Source organism: Micrococcus sp. Mcc89 (genome assembly GCF_024519795.1).
Classification (GTDB): Bacteria; Actinomycetota; Actinomycetes; order Actinomycetales; family Micrococcaceae; genus Micrococcus; species Micrococcus luteus.
Genome location: NZ_JALJRI010000109.1, coordinates 1 through 22,424, shown reverse-complemented (window position 1 = coordinate 22,424; position 22,424 = coordinate 1). Strand labels below are relative to the sequence as shown.

The following is a 22,424-nucleotide window of genomic DNA, read 5'->3' as shown; positions in this document are numbered from 1 at the left end:
CCTGGTCGAGGAGGGACTTCAGGGGCGGCTCCTGCCCCTCACCGGCCGAGACACGACGCCGCAGCCGTCGAGCCGGCCGGCGATGTCCCAGCGGACCGACTGCGGGCCTTGACGGCCCGTGGTGCAGGCGGCCTCGAGTCGGACGGTCTCGGCCTCGTCCAACGGCGTCACCCTACCGGCGGCGCAGGGCGAAGGATGCGCCGTGGTGGTTCTGCGGCAGGTGGTCGCCGCGGCCGAAGAGCTTGTGGCGCAGCGTGCCGTCCGTGTACGCGGTCTTGTAGCGGCCGAGCTTCTGCAGCGCCGGCACCACGAACTCCACGACGTCCTCGAAGGCGCCCGGGGTGATGTGGTAGGCGAGGTTGAAGCCGTCCACGTCGGTCTCGTCGGCCCACTCGACGAGCTGGCGGGCCGCGGAATCGCCGCCGCCCACGATCACGGGGCCGAAGCCGCCGATGCCCACCCACTCGGCGAGCTTGCGCACGGTCCACTCCTCGTCCGTGCCGGAGGCCTTCTGGAAGGTCTCCACGGTGGACTGGATGGCGTTCGACTTCACGTCCCCGATCGGCTCGTCCAGGTCGTACTGGGACAGGTCGATGCCCATCCAGCCGGACATGAGCACGAGGCCGCCCAGCGGGTCCACGTACTGCGCCAGGTCGTCGTACTTGGCCCGCGCGTCCTCGTCGGTGGCCCCGGTGACGATCGTCTGCATCGCGAAGATCTTCACGTCGTACGGGTCACGGCCGGCGTCCACCAGGGCCTGGCGGATCTTCTTCACGGTGGCGGCCGCCAGCTCCTTCGTGGGGGAGTTGATGAACACGGCCTCGGCGTGCTTGCCGGCGAAGGCGCGGCCGCGCGTCGAGGCGCCGGCCTGGTAGATCACGGGGGTGCGCTGCACGGACGGCTCGGTGACGGCGTGGCCGGGGACCTTGAACCACGTGCCCTCGTGGGCGATGTCGTGGACCTTGGCCGGGTCCGCGAACACGCCGGACTCCTTGTCGTAGACGACGGCGTCGTCCTCCCACGAGCCCTCGAGGAGCTTATAGACGACGTCGAGGTACTCGTCGGCGTGCTCGTAGCGCTCGTCGTGCTCCATCTGGTCGTCCTGGCCCATGTTCTGGGCGGCGGAGGGCAGGTAACCGGTGACCACGTTCCAGCCCACGCGGCCGCCCGTGAGGTGGTCGAGCGTGGCGAGGCGGCGGGCGAACGGGTAGGGGTGCTCGTAGGCGGTGCCGGCGGTGACGCCGAAGCCGAGGTGCTCGGTGACCGCGGCCATCGCGGAGACGAGCAGGAACGGGTCGTTCACGGGGGTCTGCGCGCCGGTCCTGATGGCGGCCTCGGAGGTGCCGCCGTACACGGAGTACGGGCCGAGGACGTCGGCGATGAACAGGCCGTCGAACAGGCCCTTCTCCAGCGTCTGCGCCAGGTGCGTCCAGTAGCCCAGGCTGTTGTAGTCCCGGGCGTGGTCGTCGGGGTGACGCCAGAGACCCGGGGACTGGTGGGCGACGCAGTTCATGTCGAATGCGTTGAAGAGGATCTCGCGGTGCTCGTCCGGGCGGGTGGGTGCTCCGGCCCCGGCGTTCTCGGCGGTGCTCATGGGTCTCCTTTCCAGGGCCGCCCGGTCGCAGGGGCGCGGCCGGGCGGGCGACGGTTCCGCACCATGCAACGCTGACGCGGCCGGCGGTGGAAGCCGGTCCGGCCCAGGGGTTCATGACGGCCCCGCCGGGCCCGGCCACGCGTCCGGCGCCCGGTTCGTGACATGCCCCGACCGTGACGGAGGACACGTCCGCGGGCGGCGGCCCTGCGGCGACTCAACGGCGCCCCAGCGCTGAGCCAGAGAAATCTGCTGCCTCCACCCTACGGAGACGACCGAAACGTCTGGCTCGGCGCTGGCTCGGCGCCGGCTCGGCGCGGGATCGGCGCGGGGCCCGGCGCCCCCGGTGTGACGCCCGTGCGGCCCTCCGGCGCCGGCGGCGGGGCAGACTTGCAGCCGACCGGGCCCGCGGTGGTCTGTTTGGCATCCGTCTCCGTCCGGCGCCGACACCGACGACGCAGCGACGATGGGAGCCCTCCATGAGCGTGCACGCGCCTTCCCGTGCCACCGCCTCCACCCCGGTCCGGGACGAGGACCGCCACAGCCTCGACGTCGTCTTCCGCGGCGTCGGGCGCACGTTCCCCACCGCGGACGGACCACGCGTCGTCCTGCGCGACGTGGACCTGACCGTGGCGCCCGGCGAGGTGCTCGCCGTGATCGGCGCCTCCGGCTGCGGCAAGTCCACGCTGCTGCGCGCCGTGGCCGGCCTGGACCCGGACTTCGACGGAGAGCTGCTGATCGACGGCTCGCCCGTGCGCCCCTACGACGAGCGCACCGCCGTCGGCTTCCAGGAGCCGCGCCTGCTGCCCTGGCGCACCCTGCGCCGCAACGTGGAACTCGGCCTGCCCCGGGGGCTGGACCGCGCCGCGGGCCGGGCCCGCGTGCAGGAGCTGCTCGAGCTCGTGGGCCTCGCGCCCTTCGCGGAGCACCGCCCCCGGGAGGTCTCCGGCGGCATGGCCCAGCGGGCCTCGCTCGCCCGCGCCCTGGCCCGCCGCCCCGGCGTGCTGCTGCTCGACGAGCCCTTCGGCGCCCTCGACGCCCTGACGCGCCTGAAGATGCAGGACCTGCTGCTGGACGTGCACGCCGCCACCGGCACCACCGTCCTGCTCATCACCCATGACGTGGAGGAGGCCCTGCAGCTCGCCGACCGCGTGCTGCTGCTCTCCCGTGACGTCCCCGTGCCCGACGGCGCGGCCCGCCCCGGAGCGACCGTGGGGCGGATCGTGGACGTGCCGGGGGCCCGTCCCCGCGACCGCGCGGACGCCCGCCTGGCCCGGCTGCGCTCCGAGCTCCTCGAGGGCCTCGGCGTCGAGAGCCACGCCCGATGAGCGGCACCGGCACCGCACGCCTGACCCGTCGCACGGCGCTCGGCCTGCTGGCCGCGTCCCTGCCCCTGGGCCTGAGCGGATGCGTCCTGCAGGGTGAGGCGACGGCCGGGCCGGTGAACGGTCCGGACACGCTGAGCATCGACTACGCCACCTACAACCCGCTCTCCCTCGTGATCCGCCACCAGGGATGGCTGGAGGAGACGCTCGCGCCCCGCGGCGTCCGGGTGAACTGGGTGTTCTCCGCCGGCTCCAACAAGGCCAACGAGCTCCTGCGCTCGAACTCCGTGGACATCGGGTCGACGGCCGGCTCGGCCGCGCTGCTGAACCGGGCCAACGGAGCGCCCACGCGCATCGTGGGCGTCGCCTCGCGACCGGAGTGGTCCGCGCTCATGGTCCCGCCCGGCTCGGACATCACGGACGTCGCCCAGCTCGCGGGCCGCACGGTGGCCGCCACGCGCGGGACGGACCCGTACTTCTTCGCCGTGCAGGCGCTCGAGGCCGCCGGGGTGGACCCGGCCGACGTCGAGATCCAGAACCTGCAGCACGCCGACGGCCGCGCCGCCCTCGCCGGCGGATCGGTGGCCGCGTGGTCCGGGCTCGACCCGATCATGGCGAAGGCCGAGGCCGAGGGCGCCCGCTTCCTGTACCGGGACCTCGCCCTGAACACGTTCTCCGTCCTCAACGCCACGGAGTCCTTCCTCGAAAAGGACCCGGAGACCGCCCAGACCGTCCTGGACACGTACGAACGCGCCCGCGCCTGGGCGCTCGAGCACCCGGACGAGACCGTCGGGATCCTGGCCGAGGCAGCAAAGATCTCCCCCGACGTCGCCCGCACCGTGATCCTCGAACGCACCAACGCGGACGTCAGCCCCGTGCCGGGCCAGGAGCTGCTCGACGCCCTGACGGGGGTCGGACGGATCCTGGTCGACACCGGGTCCGTCGACTACCAGCACCAGGTGGACGCCGCCCTGGCGAGCATCCTGGACACCCGTTTCGCCGAGGAGGCCATCCGATGAGCACCGCCCCGACCACCCCCGCCGCGACGACGGACCCCGAGGCACGCGAGCGGTCGGGTCACGACGACGGCGACACGGGGGCGCGCCGGCGGCACCGGTCTCGGCTGCTGGAGCGGCCCGGCGCCCGGGCGGTGGTGGGGCTGGCCGTGCCCGCCGTCCTCCTGGTGCTGTGGTGGGCGGTGACGGCCGCCGGGCTGCTCTCCGCGGTGCAGCTGCCCTCGCCCGGGGCGGTGCTGAGCGCCGGCGTCAACCTGCTGGAGCGGGGCGACCTGTGGCTGCACGTGGGGATCTCCACCCAGCGCGTGCTGCTGGGCTTCCTGCTCGGCGCCGCGCTCGGGCTGGCCGTGGGGTCCGCGCTCGGGCTGTCCCGGTGGGCGGACGCGCTGTTCGCCCCGCTGATCGGGGCGCTGCGCGCGGTGCCCTCGCTGGCCTGGGTGCCGCTGCTGATCCTCTGGATGCAGATCGGCGAGGAGTCCAAGGTCACCCTCATCGCGATCGGCGCGTTCTTCCCGGTGTTCACCACCGTCTACGCGGCCCTGCGCCACGTGGACCCGCACCTGGTGGAGGCCGGACGGGCCTTCGGCTACCACGGGCTGTCCCTGCTGCGGACGGTGCAGCTGCCCGCCGTGGTGCCGGCCGTGTTCTCCGGCCTGCGGCTGGCCCTGGCCCAGGCCTGGCTGTTCCTGGTGGCCGCGGAGCTGATCGCCTCCTCGATGGGCCTGGGCTTCCTGCTCACCGACTCGCAGAACAACGGACGCACGGACCGCCTGATCCTGGCGATCATCCTGCTCGCCGTGCTCGGCAAGCTCACCGACTGGCTGCTCGGCCTGCTGGAGCGCCGGGCCCTGCGCCGCTGGGCCTGAGCCCGGCACGTCCGGCCGCCCGGTCGTCGGGTCAGTCCCCCTCGGGGACCTCGCCGGCCGACGTGTAGGCGGTCGGCGGGGTGCCGTTCACGAGCCAGTCGCCGGCCATGCGCACCTTGAACGCCGCCGGGTCGTGGGTGGCGAGGGTGCGGGCGTTGCGCCAGTGCCGGTCGAGCCGCAGCGCGGCCGACGTCGCCGACGCGCCGAGCGTGTCGAAGATGCGGGTGCACACCTCGAGGACGGCCTCCGGCACCACGGCCTGGGCCCGGTACGCGGCCGCCATCGCCTCGGCGGACGCCGCCACGACGTCGGCCTCCGCCGGGCCGGCCCCGTCGGCGCCGTCCTGCCCCTCGTCGAGCAGCCGCCCGATCTCGCGCACCATCAGCTCGGCCGCGGCCTGCCGCCCGGCCAGCTGCCCCATGATCTCGAGGAGCTGGGGGTCGTCCTTGGGCAGCGCGGCCGTGCCGGTGTTGAAGGTGCGGCGCCGCTGCCGCAGCAGCTGCGTGCCCTCCGTGAGCGCCGCCCGGCCGATCCCGGCCTGCAGCGCCAGCAGGGTCGCCTCCATGAGCACGGGCACGGGCCCGTCCTGCCGCGGCACCTCGAGCAGCTCCTCGGCCGCGGCGTCGTCGAGCACCACGGACCCGGTGGCGGTCAGGCGCTGGCCGAAGCCGTCCCAGTCGTCCTTGATGCCCACGCGCGGCTGACGCACGCGCACGACGGCGACGGCCCGGTCCGGCTCGCGGACCGCGCCCCCGGCCCGCTTGGAGTTCCGGCGGGAGACGAGGTCCGCCCCCTCGATGCCCACGGTCGCGGCGGTCCACGTGGCGAAGGCCGAGCCGGTCGCGTAGTACTTCTGCCCCCGCACGACCCAGGTGCCGCCCTCGTCCCGGCTGGCCAGGGTGGCGGCACGGCCCGGCGCGGCCCCGCCGGCGCGTTCGGCCAGGGCGGAGCCGGCCCAGTCCCCGTCGACGATGTGCCGCAGCCACCGCTCCCGGCGGGCGGGCGCCTGGTCCATGGCCGTGGCGATGAACACGAGGTGGGAGCGCCAGACGTGCGCGGTGTTCACGTCCCGGGCGGCCAGGTCCATGAGCAGGCGCAGCACGGTCTCGCTGCCGCCGCCCTCGCCGCCCGCGTCCTCGGGGACACCGACCTTGCCGAACCCGGCGGCCTGCAGCTCCCCGAGGGCGGCGAACGGCAGGTGCCGGCCCGCCTCGCGGGCCCGCTCGCCGTGGGCGACGGAGTCGAAGGCGTCGGCGTACCGGGCGGCGAGGGTGGCGTAGGTGGTCATGGACCTACTCTGACACGTGCGGGCGGCCCGGCGGCCGGGGCGCCCCGGCCGTGGGACGGGATCCACACCGGCCGCCGTCGCCCTGGCCCGCGCCGGGCGCCCGCGGGGGTCCGGCGGGCCGAGCATGACCGCCGGTGACGACGGCGGGCGCGGCGCCGTCGTCGGCGTCCCTACCCTGGTCGGACCCGCCGACCAGGAGGAACCGCCGCCCATGACGCCCACCGAGGACCCCGCCCGCCCCGACCCGGCCGAGGAGGGCGCCTCCGGGGCCGTCCGCGGACCGAACGACGGCGTGCCCGCCGCGGCCCTCGCCACGCTGCCCGGCCCCCTCCCGCAGGCGCTCGTCGACGCCGCCGACCCGGACGTCCACCCCGGCCGCCCGGCGGACCGGCTGCACGGCGGGCGCGGCGACGGCCGCCCGGTGGCCGAGGCGGACCGGCTCGCGTTCTGGGAGGCGGCCGGCCGACGTCTGAGCTGGGAGCGACCCTTCACCCGGACGCACTCCCTCACCGCCCCGGACCCGGCCGCCGAGCGCGGCCCGGAGATCCGCTGGTACGAGGACGGCACCCTGAACGTGGCCGTGAACTGCGTGGACCGCCACGTGGCGGCGGGGCGCGGGGAGAAGGTCGCCCTGTACTTCGAGGGCGAGCCCGGCGACCGCCGCGCCGTCACCTACGCACAGCTGCAGCGCGAGGTCGCCCAGGCCGCGAACGCCCTCGAGGAGCTGGGCATCGAGGCGGGCGACCGCGTCGTCGTGTACCTGCCCGTGCTCGTCGAGACGATCGTCATCACGCTGGCGTGCGCGCGGATCGGCGCCGTGCACTCGCTCGTGTTCGGCGGGTTCTCGGCGGAGGCGCTGCGGTTCCGCGTGGAGGACACGGGCGCCAAGCTGCTCGTCACCACCGACGGCCAGTTCCGCCGCGGTGCCGCCGTCCCCGTGAAGGCCAACGCGGACGAGGCCGTGTCCGGGGACAACGCGATCGAGCACATCCTCGTCCTGGACCGCACGGGCCACCGGGACATCCCGTGGACCGAGGGCCGAGACCTGTGGTGGCACGACGTCGTGGACCGCCAGCCGGACACCCACACCCCGCGCGCCTTCGACGCGGAGCACCCGCTGTTCATCATGTACACCTCCGGCACCACGGGACAGCCCAAGGGGCTCGTGCACACCTCCGGCGGGTACCTCGCCGCGGCCTCGTGGACGCACGACTTCCTGTTCTCCCACCCGGACCCGGCACGGCGCGACGACGACGTCCACTGGTGCACCGCGGACCTGGCCTGGGTCACCGCGCACACCTACGAGATCTACGGTCCGCTCTCGAACGGGGTCACGCAGGTGATCTACGAGGGTGTGCCGAACGCCCCGCACCCGGGCCGGCACTTCGAGGTGATCGAGCGCTACCGGGTGACGAGCTACTACACGGCGCCCACCCTGATCCGCTCGCTCAAGGGCTGGCATCCGGACGGGATCCCGGCGCACGCGGACGGCGGTCCGGACCTGTCCTCGATCCGCCTGATCGGGACCGTGGGCGAGTCCGTGAACCCGGAGGCCTGGACGTGGGCCCGCACCCAGATCGGCCGGGACACCCCGGACCTGCCGATGGTGGACACGTGGTGGCAGTCCGAGACGGGCGCCACCGTGCTCTCCCCCCGCCCCACGGACACGGCCTTCAAGCCGGGCTGCGGCTCCCGGCCCCTGCCGGGGGTGGACGTGGCCGTGGTCGACGACGACGGCGCCCCCACGCCCGAGGGCCTGCAGGGTCGGATCGTGGTCACCCGCACCTCGCCGTCGATGGCCCGGACCGTGTGGCAGAACCCGGCCCGCTACTTCCACTCGTACTGGGAGGACTACGCGGACCAGGGCGAGGCGGGCTGGTTCCTCGCCGGCGACGGCGCCAAGCGGGACGAGGACGGCGACGTCTGGATCCTCGGGCGCGTGGACGACGTCATCAACATCTCCGGGCACCGGCTGAGCACCATCGAGATCGAGTCCGCCCTCGTGGCGCACCCGGAGGTGATCGAGGCGGGGGTGTGCCCCGTGCCGCACGAGACCACCGGGCACGCCGCCGTCGCCTTCGTCGTGGCGCACGAGAGCTGGCTGGCCGGCGATGACGGCCCCGGCGCCTCCGCCGCCGACCGCGCCGAGGAGCTGCGGCGGCACGTGGGGCGGGTGATCGGGCCGGTGGCCAAGCCCGCCGAGGTGGTCTTCGTCCCCGACGTGCCCAAGACCCGTTCGGGCAAGATCATGCGGCGGCTGCTGACGCAGCTGCACCAGGGCACCGCGCTCGGGGACACCACGAGCCTGCAGAACGAGCCGTGCGTCGGGCAGATCGCCGAGGTGCTCCGGGCCGGCCGCCGCGCTCAGGACGCCGGCCCCGGCGCCGTCCGCAGCGCCAGCTCGGCCAGCACCTGAGCGGCCCGCGGCACCACGGCGTCGTCGAACACGGCCTGCGGGGAGTGGTTGACCGGGGCCTCGTCCGGGTCCATGCCCTCCGGGACCGCCCCGAGCAGGACGTAGGCGCCGGGCACCCGCTGGAGGACCTCGGAGAAGTCCTCGCTGCCGGGCTCGGGCTCGGGCAGCTCCCGGTAGGCGTCGGCCCCGTAGAGGTCCTCCACGACCCCGCGGACGAAGGCCACCGCGTCCGGATCGTTGGCCGTCACCGGGAACGCGCAGTCCGTCCGGACCTGCGCGCTCATGCCGTGCGCCGCGGCGATCCCATGCACCAGGCGCTCCACGGCCGAGAGCAGCCGGGCGCGGGCGTCCGCGGAGAAGGTCCGCAGGGTGAGGGCGAGGGTGGCGCTGTCCGGGATGATGTTGGCCGCCGTGCCCGCGCTCAGGTGCCCGACGGTCGCGACCACCGGGTCGAAGGCGTCGAACTGCCGGGTGACCACGGACTGCAGCGCCAGCACCATCTCGGCGGCCACGGGCACCGGATCCTGGGCCAGGTGCGGCACCGAGCCGTGCCCGCCTCGACCGTGCACCGTCACCACCAGGTCGTCGCAGCCGGCCTGGATCGCCCCCGGGCGGCTGAGCAGGACGCCGCGCGGGTACGTGCCCGAGGAGACATGGATCGCGTAGGCGGCGTCCACCGGTCGCCCGGCCGCCTCCAGCAGCCCCTCCTGGATCATGTGCAGGGCGCCGCCGCCGGTCTCCTCCCCGGGCTGGAACATGGCCACCACGTCGGCGGTGAGCTCCCCGCGACGGCGCACCAGCCACGCCAGCGCGCCGTGGAGGCCGGCGGTGTGCAGGTCGTGGCCGCAGGCGTGCATGGTGCCCGGCACGGAGGGGGCGTACTCCAGCCCGGTCTCCTCCGTGACGGGCAGGGCGTCCATGTCCCCCCGCAGCAGCACGACCGGCCGCCGGGCCCCCTCCGGCAGCGGGGCCCCGCCGCGCAGCACCACGACGACGGAGCTCAGCGCCCGGCCCACGCTCGTCTCCAGCGCGGGGCGACCGGTGGCGGCATCCTCCCCCGCCTCGGCGCGCAGGGCCTCGAGCCGCTCGAGGACGGCGGCCTGGGTGCGGGGCAGGTGCAGGTCCAGCTCCGGATGCCCGTGGAGGCGGCGGCGGAAGGCGATCGCCTCCCGTGCGATGTCCTCCGGCAGGTCCGGGGCGAGGGCGTTCGCGGGCGGGGTGGGGGCGGTGCGGTCCATCAGGACATCATGCCGTGGCGGCCCGCCGGCCCACCCGGATCGCCCAGCGGGTCAGCCGGCCAGCTCCTGCAGCTCGGCCAGGTCGAAGACGTCCTCCTTGGCGGGGGCCTCGGGCGCCTCGACCGCGTTCCACTCGGTGAAGGTGGCGTCCGCGGCGGGCCGGAGGCGCAGCCGCCGATGTGCCGTCCCCGTGCAGGTCAGCCGCCGGTGGTGCCGTCCTCGAAGATCTGCCCCACCGGGGTCTGCTTCTCCGCCTGGAACACATCCTCGGCACGGCCGTAGGCCCAGTACGCGCTCACCGACAGCTGCCGCCGGTCCACGCCGCGCACGTCCGTGAGGTACGCCCGGACGCGCTTGACCTGCTCCCGCTCGCCGTGCACGAACGCGTGCACCCGCCCCTCCCGCCACGCCGCGTCCTCGACGGCGGCGGCGAACCGCGTCGTCTCCGGGGTGAAGGGGCCGCCGCGGTGCAGCCAGCGCACCTCGACGCCGGCCGGCGCGGTCAGGGGCACCTCGTTCCGGGCGTCGGTCACCTCGATCAGCGCGAGACCGGCCGCCGCGGCGTCCGTGGCGGCGAGGTCCTCGAGGGCGGCGGCGATCGCCGGCAGCGCGGACTCATCGCCGGCGAGCAGGTGCCAGTCCGCGGTGGGGTCGGGTCGGTAGGCGCCGCCCGGGCCCAGGAACGCGACCTGCTGCCCCACCGGCTCGGACGCCGCCCACGCCCCGGCCAGGCCGCCGTCGTGCCCGGGGGCGGCGCCGTCGTCGGACGCGCCGTGGACCACGAAGTCGACGTCCATGGTGCGGGCGGCCGCGTCCATGCGGCGCACCGTGTAGGTGCGGCGGACCGGCAGCTGCTCCGGGGCGAGGCGCTCGCGGAGGGCGTCCAGGTCGTACGGGGGCTCGAGGCCGAGCGCGGGGTCGGCGAAGAGCAGCTTCACGTACTGGTCCGTGGCGCCTTTCTCCGCCCAGCGGGCGTGGACGGCGTCGAACTGCTCGCCGCCGAGGGTCAGGCGCACGAGGTGCGGGGTGAGCCGGCGGGCGGCCACCACGGTGAGGACGGTCTGGGGCCGGGCCATGCGGGCCTCCTGGGATCGGGGCGGGGTCTGCGCGGGCGCGCGTCCCCCACTTTCCCACGACGAGGCGGATTAGCGCACGTCAGCGTGTTGTTTTCCGCGGCCTCGGGGTCAGCGGAACCGGGCCCCCCGGTGGTCCTCGGGCAGCAGCGCTCCCGCGCCGGCCGGGGCCGGGGTGGCGCGGCGCGCCCCTAGGCTGTGGGCGTGCGTCTCGTCCTGCTCGTCCTGCTCTCGCTGCTGAGCCAGCAGCTCGGCGCGTCCGTGGCGGGCCTGCTGTTCGACGACGTCGGCGCGTCCGCCATGGTCGCCCTGCGCGTGGTGTTCTCCGCGGCCGTGCTGCTGCTCGTCACCCGGCCGAGCCGCGCCGCCCTCGCCGGCCTGGGCACCCGGGGGTGGGCCGCCGTCGTCGGGCTGGGCGCGGCCATGACCGGCATGAACCTGGCCATCTACGAGGCATTCGCGCGGATCCCGCAGGGCGTGGCCGTGACGTTCGAGGTGCTCGGGCCGCTGGCGCTGTCCGTGGCGGCGCGGCCGTCGTGGCGGTCGGTGGCGTGGGCCGCCCTCGCGCTCGCCGGGATCGGGGTGCTCGGCCGGGAGGGGTTCAGCGCGGACGGCGGGATCGGCGGGGCGGGGCTGGACCCGGTGGGGGTGGCGCTCGCGCTGGCCGCGGCGGCGTGCTGGGCGGGGTACATCCTGCTCTCGCGGCGCGCGGGGACCCACCTGCCGGGGGTGCAGGGGCTGGCCCTGGCGACGGCGGCCGGGTCCCTCGTGGCGCTGCCGGTCGGCGTCGCGACGGCGGGGGCGGCCCTGCTCTCCCCCGTGGTGCTGGGCGTGGGGCTGGCCGTGGCGTTGCTGTCCACAGCGGTGCCGTACGGGATCGACCTGCAGGTGCTGCGCCGCATGCCGACCGCGCTGTTCTCCCTGCTGACGTGCCTCTCGCCGATCGCGGCGGCGCTGACGGCGTGGGCCGTGCGCGGGCAGGAGCTCACCCCGCTGGACCTGGCGGGGATGCTGCTGGTGATCGCGGCGTGCGCGGCCGCCGTCTGGACGGGCCGATCACCGGGTGTGGCGGGCAGGGGCTGAGGCTAGCCTGTGTCGATGCCCCACCCGTCCCGTCCCGCCCCCGACGACGTCCCCGCCGCCGAGCGCGCCGCCCTGCGCCGTGGCCGGCTGCGTCCGTGGCTGCCGTTCCTGCTCGCGGCCGTGCTGTGCCTGGCGCTGCTGGGGTGGGCCCTCGTCGCCCTGCCGGGCCTGCCGGAGCGCGTGCCCACGCACTGGGGCGTCGACGGGCGACCGGATGCGTGGGAGGACACCTCGTTCGGCACGGTGGCGGTGGGGCCGCTGATCGGCCTCGGCGTGACGGGGTTCCTGGCCCTGGTCTCCGCGATGGTCACCGCCCTCGTCCCCACGGATCCGGCGCTGTCCCCGTGGCGGCGCGTGCGCCAGGCGGGGGTGCACCGCGGGGTCCAGGAAAGCCTCGGGTGGTCGTGCGTGCTCATCGTGCTGGTGCTGGCCCCGATGACGGCCGAGGTGCTCGCCGCCGGGGCGTGGACGATGCCGTGGTGGATCCTGCCCCTCACGCTGACCGTGCTCATGGTGGGCATCTTCCCGGCGATGCGGGCCAGCACGCGGCGGTGGACGCGCTGGTCGGACCGCGTCGCGGCGGAGCTCGGGCACCGGCCCACGGCCGCGGAACGCGCCGAGGACGAGGTGTGGACGCCCCTGGGGCTCAAGCGCGACCCCGAGGACCCGGCCGTCTTCCCCGCCAAGCGCCCCGGCTACGGGGTGGGCGTGACGGTCAACCTCGCCACCCCGGTGGGCCGGTGGCTGGTGCGCGGATTCGTGGCCGTGTTCATCGTCGGCCTGCCTCTGGCGCTCTGGCTCGGCGCGTTCGCGGCACGGTGAGGCGGACCGTGCCCGACGACGTCGCCGTCCGCCTGCTCCTGATCGCCGACACCCACATCCCGCGGCGTGCCCGTGCCCTGCCCGCGCAGGTGCGGGCCGAGGTGGCGCGGGCCGACGTCGTGCTCCACGCCGGCGACTGGGTGACCGAGGACGTGCTCGACGACCTCGACGCACGGGCCGCCCGGCTGGTGGGCGTGTGGGGCAACAACGACGGGCCGGGGCTGCGGGCGCGGCTGCCCGAGGTGGCGCGCGTGGAGATCGGCGGGGTGCGGATCGCGATGGTCCACGAGACGGGCCCGGCGGCCGGCCGCGAGCGCCGCATGGCCGCGGCGTTCCCGGACGCGGACGTGCTGGTCTTCGGGCACAGCCATATCCCGTGGGACACCGTGGCCGGGCCGGAGACCGCGAACCCGGGACTGCGGCTGCTCAACCCCGGCTCCTGCACGGACCGGCGACGGCAGCCCGAGTGCACGCTCATGCGCGCGGTGGCGCGGGACGGACGGCTCGAGGACGTGGAGCTGGTGCCGGTCGACCGCACGCCGTGACCGACGGGCCGGCCGCTCCCCCCTGCAACGCTGGTTGAGTTATCACGGGTCCAGGCGGCTTGCACCCGTGATAACTCAACCCGCGTCGCGCCGGTGCCACCATGACCGGCGGGTCGGCCGCTCCTGCACAGCCACCACGACGACGGCGGCCCTCCCCAGGGCGCGTCGGTCCGGTCCGTCGCAGGGCCCGGGGGCGGCAGGCTCACCCCATGACCGCGCGCACGCCCCTGCCGTCCACCCTCGCCGCGGGCGCCTTCACGACGGCCGAGCTGCACGCCGCCGGCCTGCCGTGGCGCCGCACCCTCGCGGCAGACCTCGCCCGGATCTGCCGCGGCGTGCACACCGCGGGCATCCCCGACCCGTGCGCCCCGGACGGCGCGGCCGCGCTGGTCCGCCTCACGGGCGGGGTGGTCTCCCACGTCTCTGCCGCCCTCTGGCACGGACTGCCGCTGCCGCCCCGCCTCACGCGGCCAGCCGGACTGCACCTGACCTTCGACCGGTCCGCGCGCACGCACCGGACCGACCTGGGCGGCGTCGTCAGCCACCGGGTGCGACTGCCCTCCGACCACGTGCTCGAGCTTCCCGACGGCCAGCGCGTCACGACGGCGGCGCGCACCTGGTTCGACCTCGCCGGGATGCTCCGCCCCCACGAGGTGGACTGGCTCATCGCGGACGGCGACCACCTGGTGCGTCCGCCGTGGACGCCGACGGGCCGGGCGGACCCCGTGGCCACCGTGTCCGAGCTGTCGGAGGTGCTCGCCCGCTGCCGTGGCCGGCCGGGTGTCCGTCTCGCACGTGCCGCGCTGGCGGAGGTGCGCGTCGGGGCCGACTCCCCGCCCGAGACCTTCCTCCGGCTCGCGCTGATCCGGGCCGGGCTGCCGGAGCCGGAGCTGCAGGTCGCTGTCGACCCGGCCGACCCGGCCTCGCCCGTCGTGGACCTCGGGTACCGGGCGGCGCGCCTGGCCCTCCAGTACGACGGCGCCGGCCACCGCACGGCTCAGCAGCAGGCGAGGGACGCCCGTCGGGACGCGTACTGCCTCGAACGGGAATGGACGACCCTGCGCTGCACCTGGGAGGACCAGCGCGCTGGGTTCGGGCGGATCGTAGGGCTGGTCCGGCGTCGGCTCGCCCGCACGCGCTGATCCGCCCCCGCCCGTCCCAACGCGGGTTGAGTTGTCATGGGTCCCGTCCAACGCGGGTTGAGTTGTCACGGGTCCAGGCCCGCGTAACCGGTGATAACTCAACCCGCGTTGCACGGCACCGGCCTGCGCCGCGTGACGCTCTGCGACGTGCCCACCCTGCCCCCGGCGCACCTCGCCCGGGACAATGGGTCGGACTGTCCCGAAGCCTCCATCGAAAGGACCCCCGTGGCTGACCACGAGTTCGGCTTCCGCACCCAGGCGCTGCACGCGGGCGCCGTCCCGGACGCCGTCCACGGCTCCCGCGCGGTGCCGATCCACCAGACCAGCTCGTTCGTGTTCGAGTCCGCCGAGGACGCCGCCAACCTCTTCGCGCTGCAGAAGTACGGCAACATCTACTCGCGGATCGGCAACCCCACGGTCGCCGCGTTCGAGGAGCGGGTCGCCACGCTCGAGGGCGGGATCGGGGCCGTCGCGACGGCGTCCGGCATGGCCGCCGAGTTCGTCACCTTCGCGGCCCTCGCCGGGGCCGGCGACCACATCGTGGCGTCCTCGAAGCTCTACGGCGGCACGATCACCCAGCTGGACGTCTCCCTGCGCCGGTTCGGCGTCGAGACCACGTTCGTGGACTCCGCCGAGGCCGCGGACTTCGAGGCCGCCCTCCAGCCCAACACCAAGGCCGTCCACACGGAGATCGTCGCCAACCCCTCCGGTGACGTCGTGGACCTACCGGGCCTGGCCCACGTCGCCCACCGGCACGGCGTGCCGCTCGTCGTGGACGCGACCCTCACCCCGCCCTACCTGATCCGGCCGATCGAGCACGGCGCGGACATCGTCATCCATTCGGCCACGAAGTTCCTCGGCGGGCAGGGCACCACGCTCGGCGGCGTCGTGGTGGAGTCCGGCCGCTTCCCGTGGGACAACGGCAAGTTCCCGTCCATGACCGAGCCCGTGCCCTCGTACGGCGGCGTCTCCTGGTGGGGCAACTTCGGCGAGTACGGTTTCCTCACCAAGCTCCGCTCGGAGCAGCTGCGCGACTTCGGCCCGTCGCTGGCCCCGCAGTCGGCGTTCCAGCTGCTGCTCGGCGTCGAGACGCTGGCCCCGCGCATGGACGCCCACCTCGCCAACGCCCGCGCCGTCGCCACCTGGCTGGACGAGGACCCGCGCGTCTCCTGGGTCCGCTACGCCGGCCTGCCCGACCACCCGCACCACGCCCGCGCGCAGCAGCTGCTGCCCCGGGGCGTCGGCTCGGTGTTCAGCTTCGGCGTGGCCCCGGCGGCCACGGACACCGACGACGGCGCCTCCGGTCCGGAGGCCGGGCGCGCGACGGCGTCGCGCTTCATCTCCGCGCTGCAGCTGGCCTCCCACCTGGCCAACATCGGCGACGCGAAGACGCTGGTGCTGCACCCCGCCACGACGACCCACCAGCAGCTCACCGCCGAGCAGCTCGTGGCCGCGGGCATCCCGGCGGACCTGATCCGCATCTCGGTGGGCATCGAGGACCTCGAGGACATCCTCTGGGACCTGGACCAGGCCCTGGCCGAGGCCACCGGCCGCACCCGCGACGGCGCCGTCGTCCCCGCAGAGCAGGAGGCCTGAGCCATGAGCACCACCCACCCCGAACGGACCTGGATCGGCCCCGGCGCCCCCGAGCGCCTCGCGATCCTGCGGCGCACCCGCTCGATCGCGATCGTGGGCGCCTCGGACAAGCCGGCCCGTGCGTCCTACTTCGTGGCCACGTACCTGCTGAGCTCGACCACGTACGACGTCTACTTCGTCAATCCCGTGCTCGCCGCGGCCGGCAAGGAGATCCTCGGCCACCGCGTGTACGCCTCACTGGACGACCTGCCCGTCACCCCGGACCTCGTGGAGGTGTTCCGCAAGTCCTCCGACGCCCCCGAGGTGGTGGCGGACGCCGCCCGCGTGGGCGCCCGGACCGTGTGGCTGCAGCTGGGCATCTGGAACGAGGACGCCGCGCGTCAGGCCGAGGCCGCGGGCCTGGAGATCGTGATGGATCGCTGCGTGAAGATCGAGCACGCCCGCTTCCACGGCGGACTCAACCTCGCCGGCTTCGTCACCGGCGTGATCAGCTCACGGCGCCAGGAACTGGACCGCTAGGCGGACGACGCCCCATGTCGGGCATCGTCCGGCCCTCGTTGCGCACCCGCCCGTCGATGGCGTGGGATGGGCCCATGACCTCCGAGCTCCCCACCACCTCCCTCTCCCCCGCCTGGACCGGCCGCACCGACGGCGACGCCCCCGAGCACCTGCGCTGGCACCAGGTCGTCCGCCCCGCCGACGGCCGCGGTGAGCCCACGGCGACGCAGCGCCACCCCGGCGCCGGCGCGCCGACGTCGGGCGCGCGGTCCACGGCGCTCGTCGGCTTCGCCTCGGACGAGGGCGTGCGCCGCAACCACGGCCGCGTGGGCGCCGAGGACGGCCCGGAGGCGCTGCGCGGCGCGCTCGCCTCTCTCGCGTACCTCGAGGGCACGGGCGCGCTCGTGGACGCGGGCGACGTGTCCGTGGACCGCGGCGACGACGACGCCCCGGGCGAGCTCGAGGCGGGCCAGGCCGAGCTGGGCACGGTGGTCAGCGGGCTGCTGAACGCCCACGACCTGGCCGTGGTGCTCGGCGGCGGACACGAGACCGCCTACGCCTCGATCACGGGCCTGACCGGCTCCACACGCGTGGGTGCGGGCACCCGCGTGGGCATCCTCAACCTGGACGCGCACTTCGACCTGCGCGAGGCGCCGCGGCCCAGCTCCGGCACCCCGTTCCTGCAGGCGCTGCGCGACGCGGAGGGGGCGGAGCATCAGCTCTCCTACGCGGTGGTGGGCATCAGCGAGGCCAACAACACCCGTGTCCTGTTCGACACCGCGCGCGAACGCGGGGTCACGTGGGTGACCGACGAGCAGGCCCAGACCGCCGACGTCACCGGCGTGCGCCGCTGGGTGCGCTCGTTCATCACCGCCGTGGACGTGCTCTACCTGACGATCGACCTGGATGTGCTGCCGGCCGCCGTCGCCCCGGGGGTGAGCGCACCGGCCGGCTTCGGCGTGCCGTACGAGGTGATCCACGCGTGCGCGGTGGAGGCCACCCAGTCCGGGAAGCTGGCCCTGGCCGACGTCGTGGAGCTCAACCCGGCCCTGGACGTGGACGGCCGCACGGCGAAGGCCGCGGCCCGGCTGATCCACACGATCGTCAGCCGTCACCGGACGGACGCCTCGCTGCTGGCCTGAGCGGGCCGGGGGTCCCTTCAGTCGCGGGGGGCCGCACCGCGAGGGCCGCGGTGCGGCTGATCCACACGATCGTCGGCCGCCACCGCCGCTGAGGTAGCGAGGTGCGTTGAGGGTCACTCAGCCTCTGTGATGATCAGAAAGCAGACTCTGCATCTTCCAGAGCTTCTTTAAGAACCTCCACGCCTGATTTTGGCTGAGCCGGGCACACCTCCGGCCTCGGGCAGAGCACAGAGATGAGCATCCAGATCGCCAAACGAATCTGCCCAGTCGGATTGATCCCCTCCACGGCTCCCGCTGCAATCTTCTTTGTCGCTGCGATTGCCAAGGCGACGACCGGTCGAGGAAGACCTGCCGTGGTGAGGACTGTCCTGATGCGATCGGCTGCTTCATCGATGTATTCGCCTGGATCTAGCGCATTCGCCACCTCGGCAAGTACCTGGCAGATAGCATGGCTCCGCGCTCGTCCACGCCCCTGTTCGTCGTCGGCTACGGCAAAATCGAGAAGGTGCGTACGGACTTCCCGAATGCTTTCCGCGACCAGAAGGTCACCAGCCAACTGAAGCACTTCATCGATTCGACGACGTCGCTCACATTCCATTGAGGAAGTCTGCCTATCGACACCCTCCGGCCCTGGGGGCAGAGCGATCAATGTCTCTGTTGGTGAGGTAACGCCCAGACCTGGGGAAGAGCCACAGTGCGGACAACGTGCACGAGCAGTCTCTTTCCTATGGCCTCGCTTGGGGGCCCTGGGGCAGGTGACGGGAGTCATGTCTGAACACTACGTGAGCAGTCATAGAAACTGGAGGCTCGCAGAAGGGCGGATATCACGACTCGGCTCACCGTCCGGTCAGGTCATGCGACGACGCCGCGCGCCTCGTCCCCGCCCGCGTTCGCTTCTGGTCCCGGCACCATCGCAGACGTCCGGACGAAGTCCAGCCGCTCGCGCAGGGAGTACACCTGCGTCTCCTCGAACAGGCCGAACGGCCCCTCGGGGGCGTCGTCCGTGTAGGGGGACTCGAACAGCCGGCCGGCGTCCAGGACGCCGTTGGCGGTCAGCTCCTCCACCATGTGACCCAGGAAGCGGATCTGCGCCTGGGTGAGCGTCCGGTCCTGGACGAAGTCCGCGACCACACCCTGCGCGGCGGCACGATCCATCCCCACTAGCATGCGCACGAACAGGCCCAGCTGTCCCTCGCCCTCGGACTTCGCCGCGGCCAGGTGCACGTCCTCGGCCCCGATGCTCCGGAGCAGCTGTTCGAGCGACTCCAGGTCCTGCTCGGTGAGCTGCTTGCCGTGGCGCAGCTTCTGCAGCGCCAGCGAGGACTCGTTGCGGCGCAGCGGCTCGCTGACCTTGGCCCAGAACCGTTCGATGTCCACACCGGGCGCCGGCCGCACGACGTCGACCTCCTCAAGCTGCGTGAGCGTGTCCGCGAAGTCCGTGTATACGCGGGAGCGGCGGACCTTCTCGATGAACTGGACGAGCCCGCGCAGCTTCTTCCGGGCGTGCTCGAGCATGCCGAGAGTGACGCCCTCCCACCATTCCTCCCCGGCCACGGCCTCGAGGAGGATGATCTGTTCCTTGACGGCGGGGATGGCGTCCTTGGAGAGCAGGTTCTCCGCGAGGGACTGCACCGTGGCCCGGATGCGCTCGGACGTGCCGGCCTCCCCGGTGAGGTCTGCCAGCTGCCGGCGCACGATGAGCAGGTCGAAGCGCTTGGCGTCGACGTCCTCCCCCGGCAACCCGGTGACCACCCCGGCCAGCGCGTGTGCCCGTTCGGCGGCCTGGGCGCTCAGGGACGTCCACGCCTCAGGCCGCTGGAACTCCTCGACCTCCCGGCGGAGGGGGCGGGCCAGGACGTTCTCGAGGGTCAGGCGGGCGATGGCCGCCTGCAGCTCCTCGGCGGCGGTGCGGCGCAGCTCGCGCACCGCGCGTTCCTCCGGCCCGACGGTGGCGGGCGCCCCGGCGTCGTCGTCCAGGGCGTCGAGGGCGACGACGAGCGCGAGCCGGTCCTCGAACAGCCGCTGGGTGAGGGACTTCTGGGTGGAGCCGTCGGACTCCGGGAGGTCCTGGTTGAAGAACTCGAGGTTCTGGCACCAGTCGAAGACGAGGAAGTCCTCCTTGTCCCTCCCCGGCCCGTAGAGGTCCGGGCGCATGCGGGTGCCGCGGCCGATCATCTGCCAGAACTTGGTCTTGGAGCGGACGAGCTTGAAGAACACGAGGTTGACGACGTCGGGCACGTCCACCCCCGTGTCCAGCATGTCCACGCTGATGGCGATGTGCGGGGCCTTGCCGGGGGTCTTGAAGTCGTCCAGCAGGGCGTCCGAGTAGCGGCTGGCGTGGGTGATGATCTGGGCGTACCGGCCGCCGAGCTCCGGCCACTGGGCGTCGAACCGCTGCAGGATGAACTCGGCGTGCGGCTGGTTCTTGGCGAAGACGATGGTCTTGCCGAGCCGTTCGCCGTCGGCCACCTTGTGGCCGTGCTCCATGAGGGTGGAGAGCACGCGGTCCACGGTGTCCGCATTGAAGAGGAACCGGTTGATTTCCTCGCTCGAAACCTCCTCGGGCGCCCCGTCCTCGCCCCAGTCCAGCGCGTCCCAGGCCTCCTGCTCCTCGGCGGGAAGCTGGTCGTACCGGATGCCGCGACGCAGGAAGGTGGTGCCCACGGAGACGCCCCGCGGCGGCACCAGGAACCCGTCCGCCACGGCCTCGTCGAGGGTGTAGGCGTCGGTCGGCACGCCGGGCTCGAGGCCGAAGAGGCCGTAGGTGTTCCGGTCGATCTCGTCCTTGGGGGTGGCGGTGAGGCCCACGAGGAGGGCATCGAAGTGGCGGAAGATCTCGCCATACTTGGCGTATACGGACCGGTGGGCCTCGTCCACGATCACCAGGTCGAAGTATCCTGGGTCGAAGCGGGCGCCCTGGCCGGTGGACTCCTGGATGAGGCCGAGCATGGTGGGGTAGGTGGAGGCGTAGATGCGTCCTTCCCCGTGCCGGTTCTTCAGCAGGTTCACGGTGGTGCCGGCGAAGCCGTGCTCCACGAAGGCGTCCGCGGCCTGCTTCACGAGGGCCTGCCGGTCCGCGAGGAAGAGCACGCGCTTGACCCATCCGGCGCGGGCCATCTGGTCCACCAGGGCGACGGCGGTGCGCGTCTTCCCGGTGCCGGTGGCCATCACCAGCAGTGCGGCGCGGCGCTTGTTCTCGAAGGCCTCCCCGATCGCCCGGATGGCGCGTTCCTGGTAGGGCCGTCCAGCGATCTCGGCCTTGACGGGGGTCTGCGCGAGCGGCCTGCGGCCGGCGCGCCGCTGGATGAGGGTGTCCAGCTGGGCGGGGGTGTAGAAGCCGCGGACCTGGCGGGGCGGGTAGCCGGCGGCGTCGTCCCACAGGTAGTGCTCCACGCCGTTGGTGTAGAAGATCACGGGCCGGCGGCCGAAGCGGGCCTCGAGGGCGTCGGCGTAGCGGGCGGCCTGGTCCTGGCCGAGCTGCACGCTGGCGGTGGTCCGCTTCGCCTCGACGAGTGCGACCGGCTTGCCGTCCGCGCCCCACAGCACGTAGTCCACGAACCCGTCGCCGGTGGGGGTGGGCATGCCGGTGACGGGGAACTCGCGGCCCCGGGTGTCCGTGAGCGGCCAGCCGGCCTCATTCAGGAGCTGGTCGATGAACAGGTCCCGGGTGTCGTTCTCCGTGTAGTCACGGGGGTCGACGACGGCGCCCGCGGCCTCCTTGGCCGCGGTCAGTTCGGCGCGGGCGGCGGCCAGGTCGGCTTCGAGCTGTGCCCGGGCCTGTTCGGAGGCGCCGAGGGCGGCGGCGGCCTCAGCGTCCCTCTTCTCGATCAGGTCGTTGAGCTGGACGACCTCCTCGCGCGTGAGCGGGGCGGCCTGCGGAGCGAGGGCCGGGTCGAAACGAGCCTGCATGTCCAGGGCAGGACCGGCGGCGGAGTGCCGGAACGCCGCCCAGAGGAGCACGTGATGGAGCTCGGTGAGCACGAATGCGGCGGTGCGGGGGTCGATGTCCAGGAGCTTGTGAACGGCGTCGTTGCCGCGCTGGCGGATGACGTTGAGCTTCTGCACGATCCGCGCGTCGGCCTCGTGGAGGAACGCGTCCGCGTTGATGCGGGCCGCGAGGTCCGCCTTGTACGGCTCCGGCAGGTTGCGCAACCGGTAGATGCCCTCGACCACGAGCTCCGCGGTGCGCCGCGCGTAGAAGCAGGCCGAGCGCGGGTCCGCGTGCAGGTACGACTCCGCCCGCACGGCGTTCTCGTGGACCCGCGGCCACACGGGGGCGAGGAAGTCGAAGTTGCTGCTCATGCTCGCGGCTCCGTCCGGTCCGTTCTCAGGCGAATGGGATCAGGATCTCAGAGTTCGCCCCGGAAGGCACGGGACTGGAGGGAGGCGAAGAGCTGACGCTCGGCCTCCCATGCCGCGACCAGATTCGAGCGCACCCGGGAAACATTAGAGGCGACCCGCGCAAACCCTTCTTGAACCTCAAAGGGAGCGACAGGAATCAGCAACTCTTCGAACTTCGATTTGGCAAGAATTGGCATCGTCGTAGAAGACCCTCGAGCCGCCACCACATCCGACTGAGCGCGCATCGTAAAGTACCCATATAGGTCATCCATGTCCGGGCCCCATTCGATCGCATTGATCTGTTGATTGAATGCAGACTGTTCGGCCACAATGCCCACCTTCCCGATGGTCGCTCCTATGCAACAGACCATCGTCGCTCCTGCTCGCACTAGGTGTTGTGGGTCATGAGGTTCTTGGCACGAGGGCCGGACTGAGATGAGAC

The 22,424-nt window shown here is 73.5% G+C and carries 18 protein-coding genes; 11 read left to right on the top strand and 7 right to left on the bottom strand.

What is annotated here, in order from left to right; all coding sequences use genetic code 11:
- Positions 1–172 precede the first annotated feature (172 nt).
- On the bottom strand, positions 173–1,594 hold the full coding sequence (locus tag NR072_RS10230) for an LLM class flavin-dependent oxidoreductase (RefSeq protein ID WP_256837160.1): 1,422 nt from the start codon (positions 1,592–1,594) through the stop codon (positions 173–175).
- Positions 1,595–2,070: 476 nt separating this feature from the next.
- On the opposite strand from NR072_RS10230, the gene NR072_RS10225 reads away from it, so the two are divergent.
- The 3 genes from NR072_RS10225 to NR072_RS10215 are packed head-to-tail and all read left to right on the top strand — an operon-like array spanning position 2,071 to position 4,798.
- A complete protein-coding gene (locus NR072_RS10225) occupies positions 2,071–2,919 on the top strand; it encodes an ABC transporter ATP-binding protein (protein WP_098093753.1) in 849 nt (282 codons plus the stop codon).
- On the top strand, positions 2,916–3,935 hold the full coding sequence (locus NR072_RS10220; RefSeq protein ID WP_256837159.1) for an aliphatic sulfonate ABC transporter substrate-binding protein: 1,020 nt from the start codon (positions 2,916–2,918) through the stop codon (positions 3,933–3,935). Before NR072_RS10225 ends, NR072_RS10220 begins: the two co-directional genes overlap by 4 nt.
- Positions 3,932–4,798, top strand: a complete 867-nt coding sequence (locus tag NR072_RS10215) for an ABC transporter permease (RefSeq protein ID WP_036317100.1) — start codon at positions 3,932–3,934, stop codon at positions 4,796–4,798. Before NR072_RS10220 ends, NR072_RS10215 begins: the two co-directional genes overlap by 4 nt.
- Positions 4,799–4,829: 31 nt before the next feature.
- On the opposite strand, the gene NR072_RS10210 is transcribed toward NR072_RS10215, so the two are convergent.
- The gene (locus tag NR072_RS10210; protein ID WP_230282351.1) at positions 4,830–6,086 is read right to left on the bottom strand and encodes an acyl-CoA dehydrogenase family protein; all 1,257 of its coding nucleotides are present in this window, start codon (positions 6,084–6,086) and stop codon (positions 4,830–4,832) included.
- A gap of 211 nt (positions 6,087–6,297) precedes the next feature.
- On the opposite strand from NR072_RS10210, the gene acs reads away from it, so the two are divergent.
- A complete protein-coding gene (gene acs, locus NR072_RS10205; RefSeq protein WP_256837151.1) occupies positions 6,298–8,502 on the top strand; it encodes an acetate--CoA ligase in 2,205 nt (734 codons plus the stop codon).
- On the opposite strand, the gene NR072_RS10200 is transcribed toward acs, so the two are convergent.
- Positions 8,451–9,740 carry a M20 family metallopeptidase gene (locus NR072_RS10200; protein ID WP_256837150.1) on the bottom strand — a complete coding sequence of 430 codons (1,290 nt, stop codon included), beginning with the start codon at positions 9,738–9,740 and terminating at the stop codon, positions 8,451–8,453. The two genes, acs and NR072_RS10200, sit on opposite strands and share 52 nt — an antisense overlap.
- Positions 9,741–9,937: 197 nt before the next feature.
- Positions 9,938–10,816, bottom strand: coding sequence for a siderophore-interacting protein (locus tag NR072_RS10195; RefSeq protein WP_256837149.1), 879 nt, complete (start codon positions 10,814–10,816; stop codon positions 9,938–9,940).
- Positions 10,817–11,017: 201 nt separating this feature from the next.
- On the opposite strand from NR072_RS10195, the gene NR072_RS10190 reads away from it, so the two are divergent.
- From NR072_RS10190 to hutG, 7 genes are all read left to right on the top strand, one after another.
- Positions 11,018–11,896: an EamA family transporter gene (locus NR072_RS10190; protein WP_256837147.1), complete on the top strand. Its 879-nt coding sequence runs from the start codon at positions 11,018–11,020 to the stop codon at positions 11,894–11,896.
- A 15-nt stretch (positions 11,897–11,911) separates the two neighbouring features.
- Complete coding sequence (locus NR072_RS10185; RefSeq protein ID WP_256837146.1) at positions 11,912–12,718, top strand: DUF1648 domain-containing protein; 807 nt, start codon at positions 11,912–11,914, stop codon at positions 12,716–12,718.
- An 8-nt stretch (positions 12,719–12,726) separates the two neighbouring features.
- Positions 12,727–13,263: a metallophosphoesterase gene (locus NR072_RS10180; RefSeq protein ID WP_256837145.1), complete on the top strand. Its 537-nt coding sequence runs from the start codon at positions 12,727–12,729 to the stop codon at positions 13,261–13,263.
- A 209-nt stretch (positions 13,264–13,472) separates the two neighbouring features.
- Complete coding sequence (locus tag NR072_RS10175; RefSeq protein WP_256837144.1) at positions 13,473–14,405, top strand: hypothetical protein; 933 nt, start codon at positions 13,473–13,475, stop codon at positions 14,403–14,405.
- Positions 14,406–14,630: 225 nt separating this feature from the next.
- Positions 14,631–16,001 (top strand): O-acetylhomoserine aminocarboxypropyltransferase/cysteine synthase family protein, encoded by a 1,371-nt coding sequence (locus NR072_RS10170; protein ID WP_256837143.1) that lies wholly within the window; start codon positions 14,631–14,633, stop codon positions 15,999–16,001.
- A 3-nt stretch (positions 16,002–16,004) separates the two neighbouring features.
- Positions 16,005–16,520 (top strand): CoA-binding protein, encoded by a 516-nt coding sequence (locus NR072_RS10165; RefSeq protein ID WP_049158295.1) that lies wholly within the window; start codon positions 16,005–16,007, stop codon positions 16,518–16,520.
- A 74-nt stretch (positions 16,521–16,594) separates the two neighbouring features.
- The gene (gene hutG / locus NR072_RS10160; RefSeq protein WP_256837141.1) at positions 16,595–17,641 is read left to right on the top strand and encodes a formimidoylglutamase; all 1,047 of its coding nucleotides are present in this window, start codon (positions 16,595–16,597) and stop codon (positions 17,639–17,641) included.
- A 133-nt stretch (positions 17,642–17,774) separates the two neighbouring features.
- On the opposite strand, the gene NR072_RS10155 is transcribed toward hutG, so the two are convergent.
- From NR072_RS10155 to NR072_RS10145, 3 genes are all read right to left on the bottom strand, one after another.
- Complete coding sequence (locus tag NR072_RS10155; RefSeq protein ID WP_256837139.1) at positions 17,775–18,239, bottom strand: hypothetical protein; 465 nt, start codon at positions 18,237–18,239, stop codon at positions 17,775–17,777.
- Positions 18,240–18,493: 254 nt separating this feature from the next.
- The gene (locus NR072_RS10150) at positions 18,494–21,943 is read right to left on the bottom strand and encodes a DEAD/DEAH box helicase family protein (RefSeq protein ID WP_256837137.1); all 3,450 of its coding nucleotides are present in this window, start codon (positions 21,941–21,943) and stop codon (positions 18,494–18,496) included.
- A 47-nt stretch (positions 21,944–21,990) separates the two neighbouring features.
- Positions 21,991–22,353 carry a restriction endonuclease subunit S gene (locus NR072_RS10145; RefSeq protein ID WP_256837161.1) on the bottom strand — a complete coding sequence of 121 codons (363 nt, stop codon included), beginning with the start codon at positions 22,351–22,353 and terminating at the stop codon, positions 21,991–21,993.
- Between the last annotated feature and the right edge of the window lie 71 nt (positions 22,354–22,424).

Coding starts and splice junctions, on each gene's coding strand:
- NR072_RS10230 (WP_256837160.1), bottom strand. CDS start 1,594: ATGAGCACCGCCGAGAACGCCGGGGCCGGAGCACCCACCCGCCCGGAC.
- NR072_RS10225 (WP_098093753.1), top strand. CDS start 2,071: ATGAGCGTGCACGCGCCTTCCCGTGCCACCGCCTCCACCCCGGTCCGG.
- NR072_RS10220 (WP_256837159.1), top strand. CDS start 2,916: ATGAGCGGCACCGGCACCGCACGCCTGACCCGTCGCACGGCGCTCGGC.
- NR072_RS10215 (WP_036317100.1), top strand. CDS start 3,932: ATGAGCACCGCCCCGACCACCCCCGCCGCGACGACGGACCCCGAGGCA.
- NR072_RS10210 (WP_230282351.1), bottom strand. CDS start 6,086: ATGACCACCTACGCCACCCTCGCCGCCCGGTACGCCGACGCCTTCGAC.
- acs (WP_256837151.1), top strand. CDS start 6,298: ATGACGCCCACCGAGGACCCCGCCCGCCCCGACCCGGCCGAGGAGGGC.
- NR072_RS10200 (WP_256837150.1), bottom strand. CDS start 9,740: ATGGACCGCACCGCCCCCACCCCGCCCGCGAACGCCCTCGCCCCGGAC.
- NR072_RS10195 (WP_256837149.1), bottom strand. CDS start 10,816: ATGGCCCGGCCCCAGACCGTCCTCACCGTGGTGGCCGCCCGCCGGCTC.
- NR072_RS10185 (WP_256837146.1), top strand. CDS start 11,912: ATGCCCCACCCGTCCCGTCCCGCCCCCGACGACGTCCCCGCCGCCGAG.
- NR072_RS10175 (WP_256837144.1), top strand. CDS start 13,473: ATGACCGCGCGCACGCCCCTGCCGTCCACCCTCGCCGCGGGCGCCTTC.
- NR072_RS10165 (WP_049158295.1), top strand. CDS start 16,005: ATGAGCACCACCCACCCCGAACGGACCTGGATCGGCCCCGGCGCCCCC.
- hutG (WP_256837141.1), top strand. CDS start 16,595: ATGACCTCCGAGCTCCCCACCACCTCCCTCTCCCCCGCCTGGACCGGC.
- NR072_RS10155 (WP_256837139.1), bottom strand. CDS start 18,239: ATGGAATGTGAGCGACGTCGTCGAATCGATGAAGTGCTTCAGTTGGCT.
- NR072_RS10150 (WP_256837137.1), bottom strand. CDS start 21,943: ATGAGCAGCAACTTCGACTTCCTCGCCCCCGTGTGGCCGCGGGTCCAC.
- NR072_RS10145 (WP_256837161.1), bottom strand. CDS start 22,353: ATGGTCTGTTGCATAGGAGCGACCATCGGGAAGGTGGGCATTGTGGCC.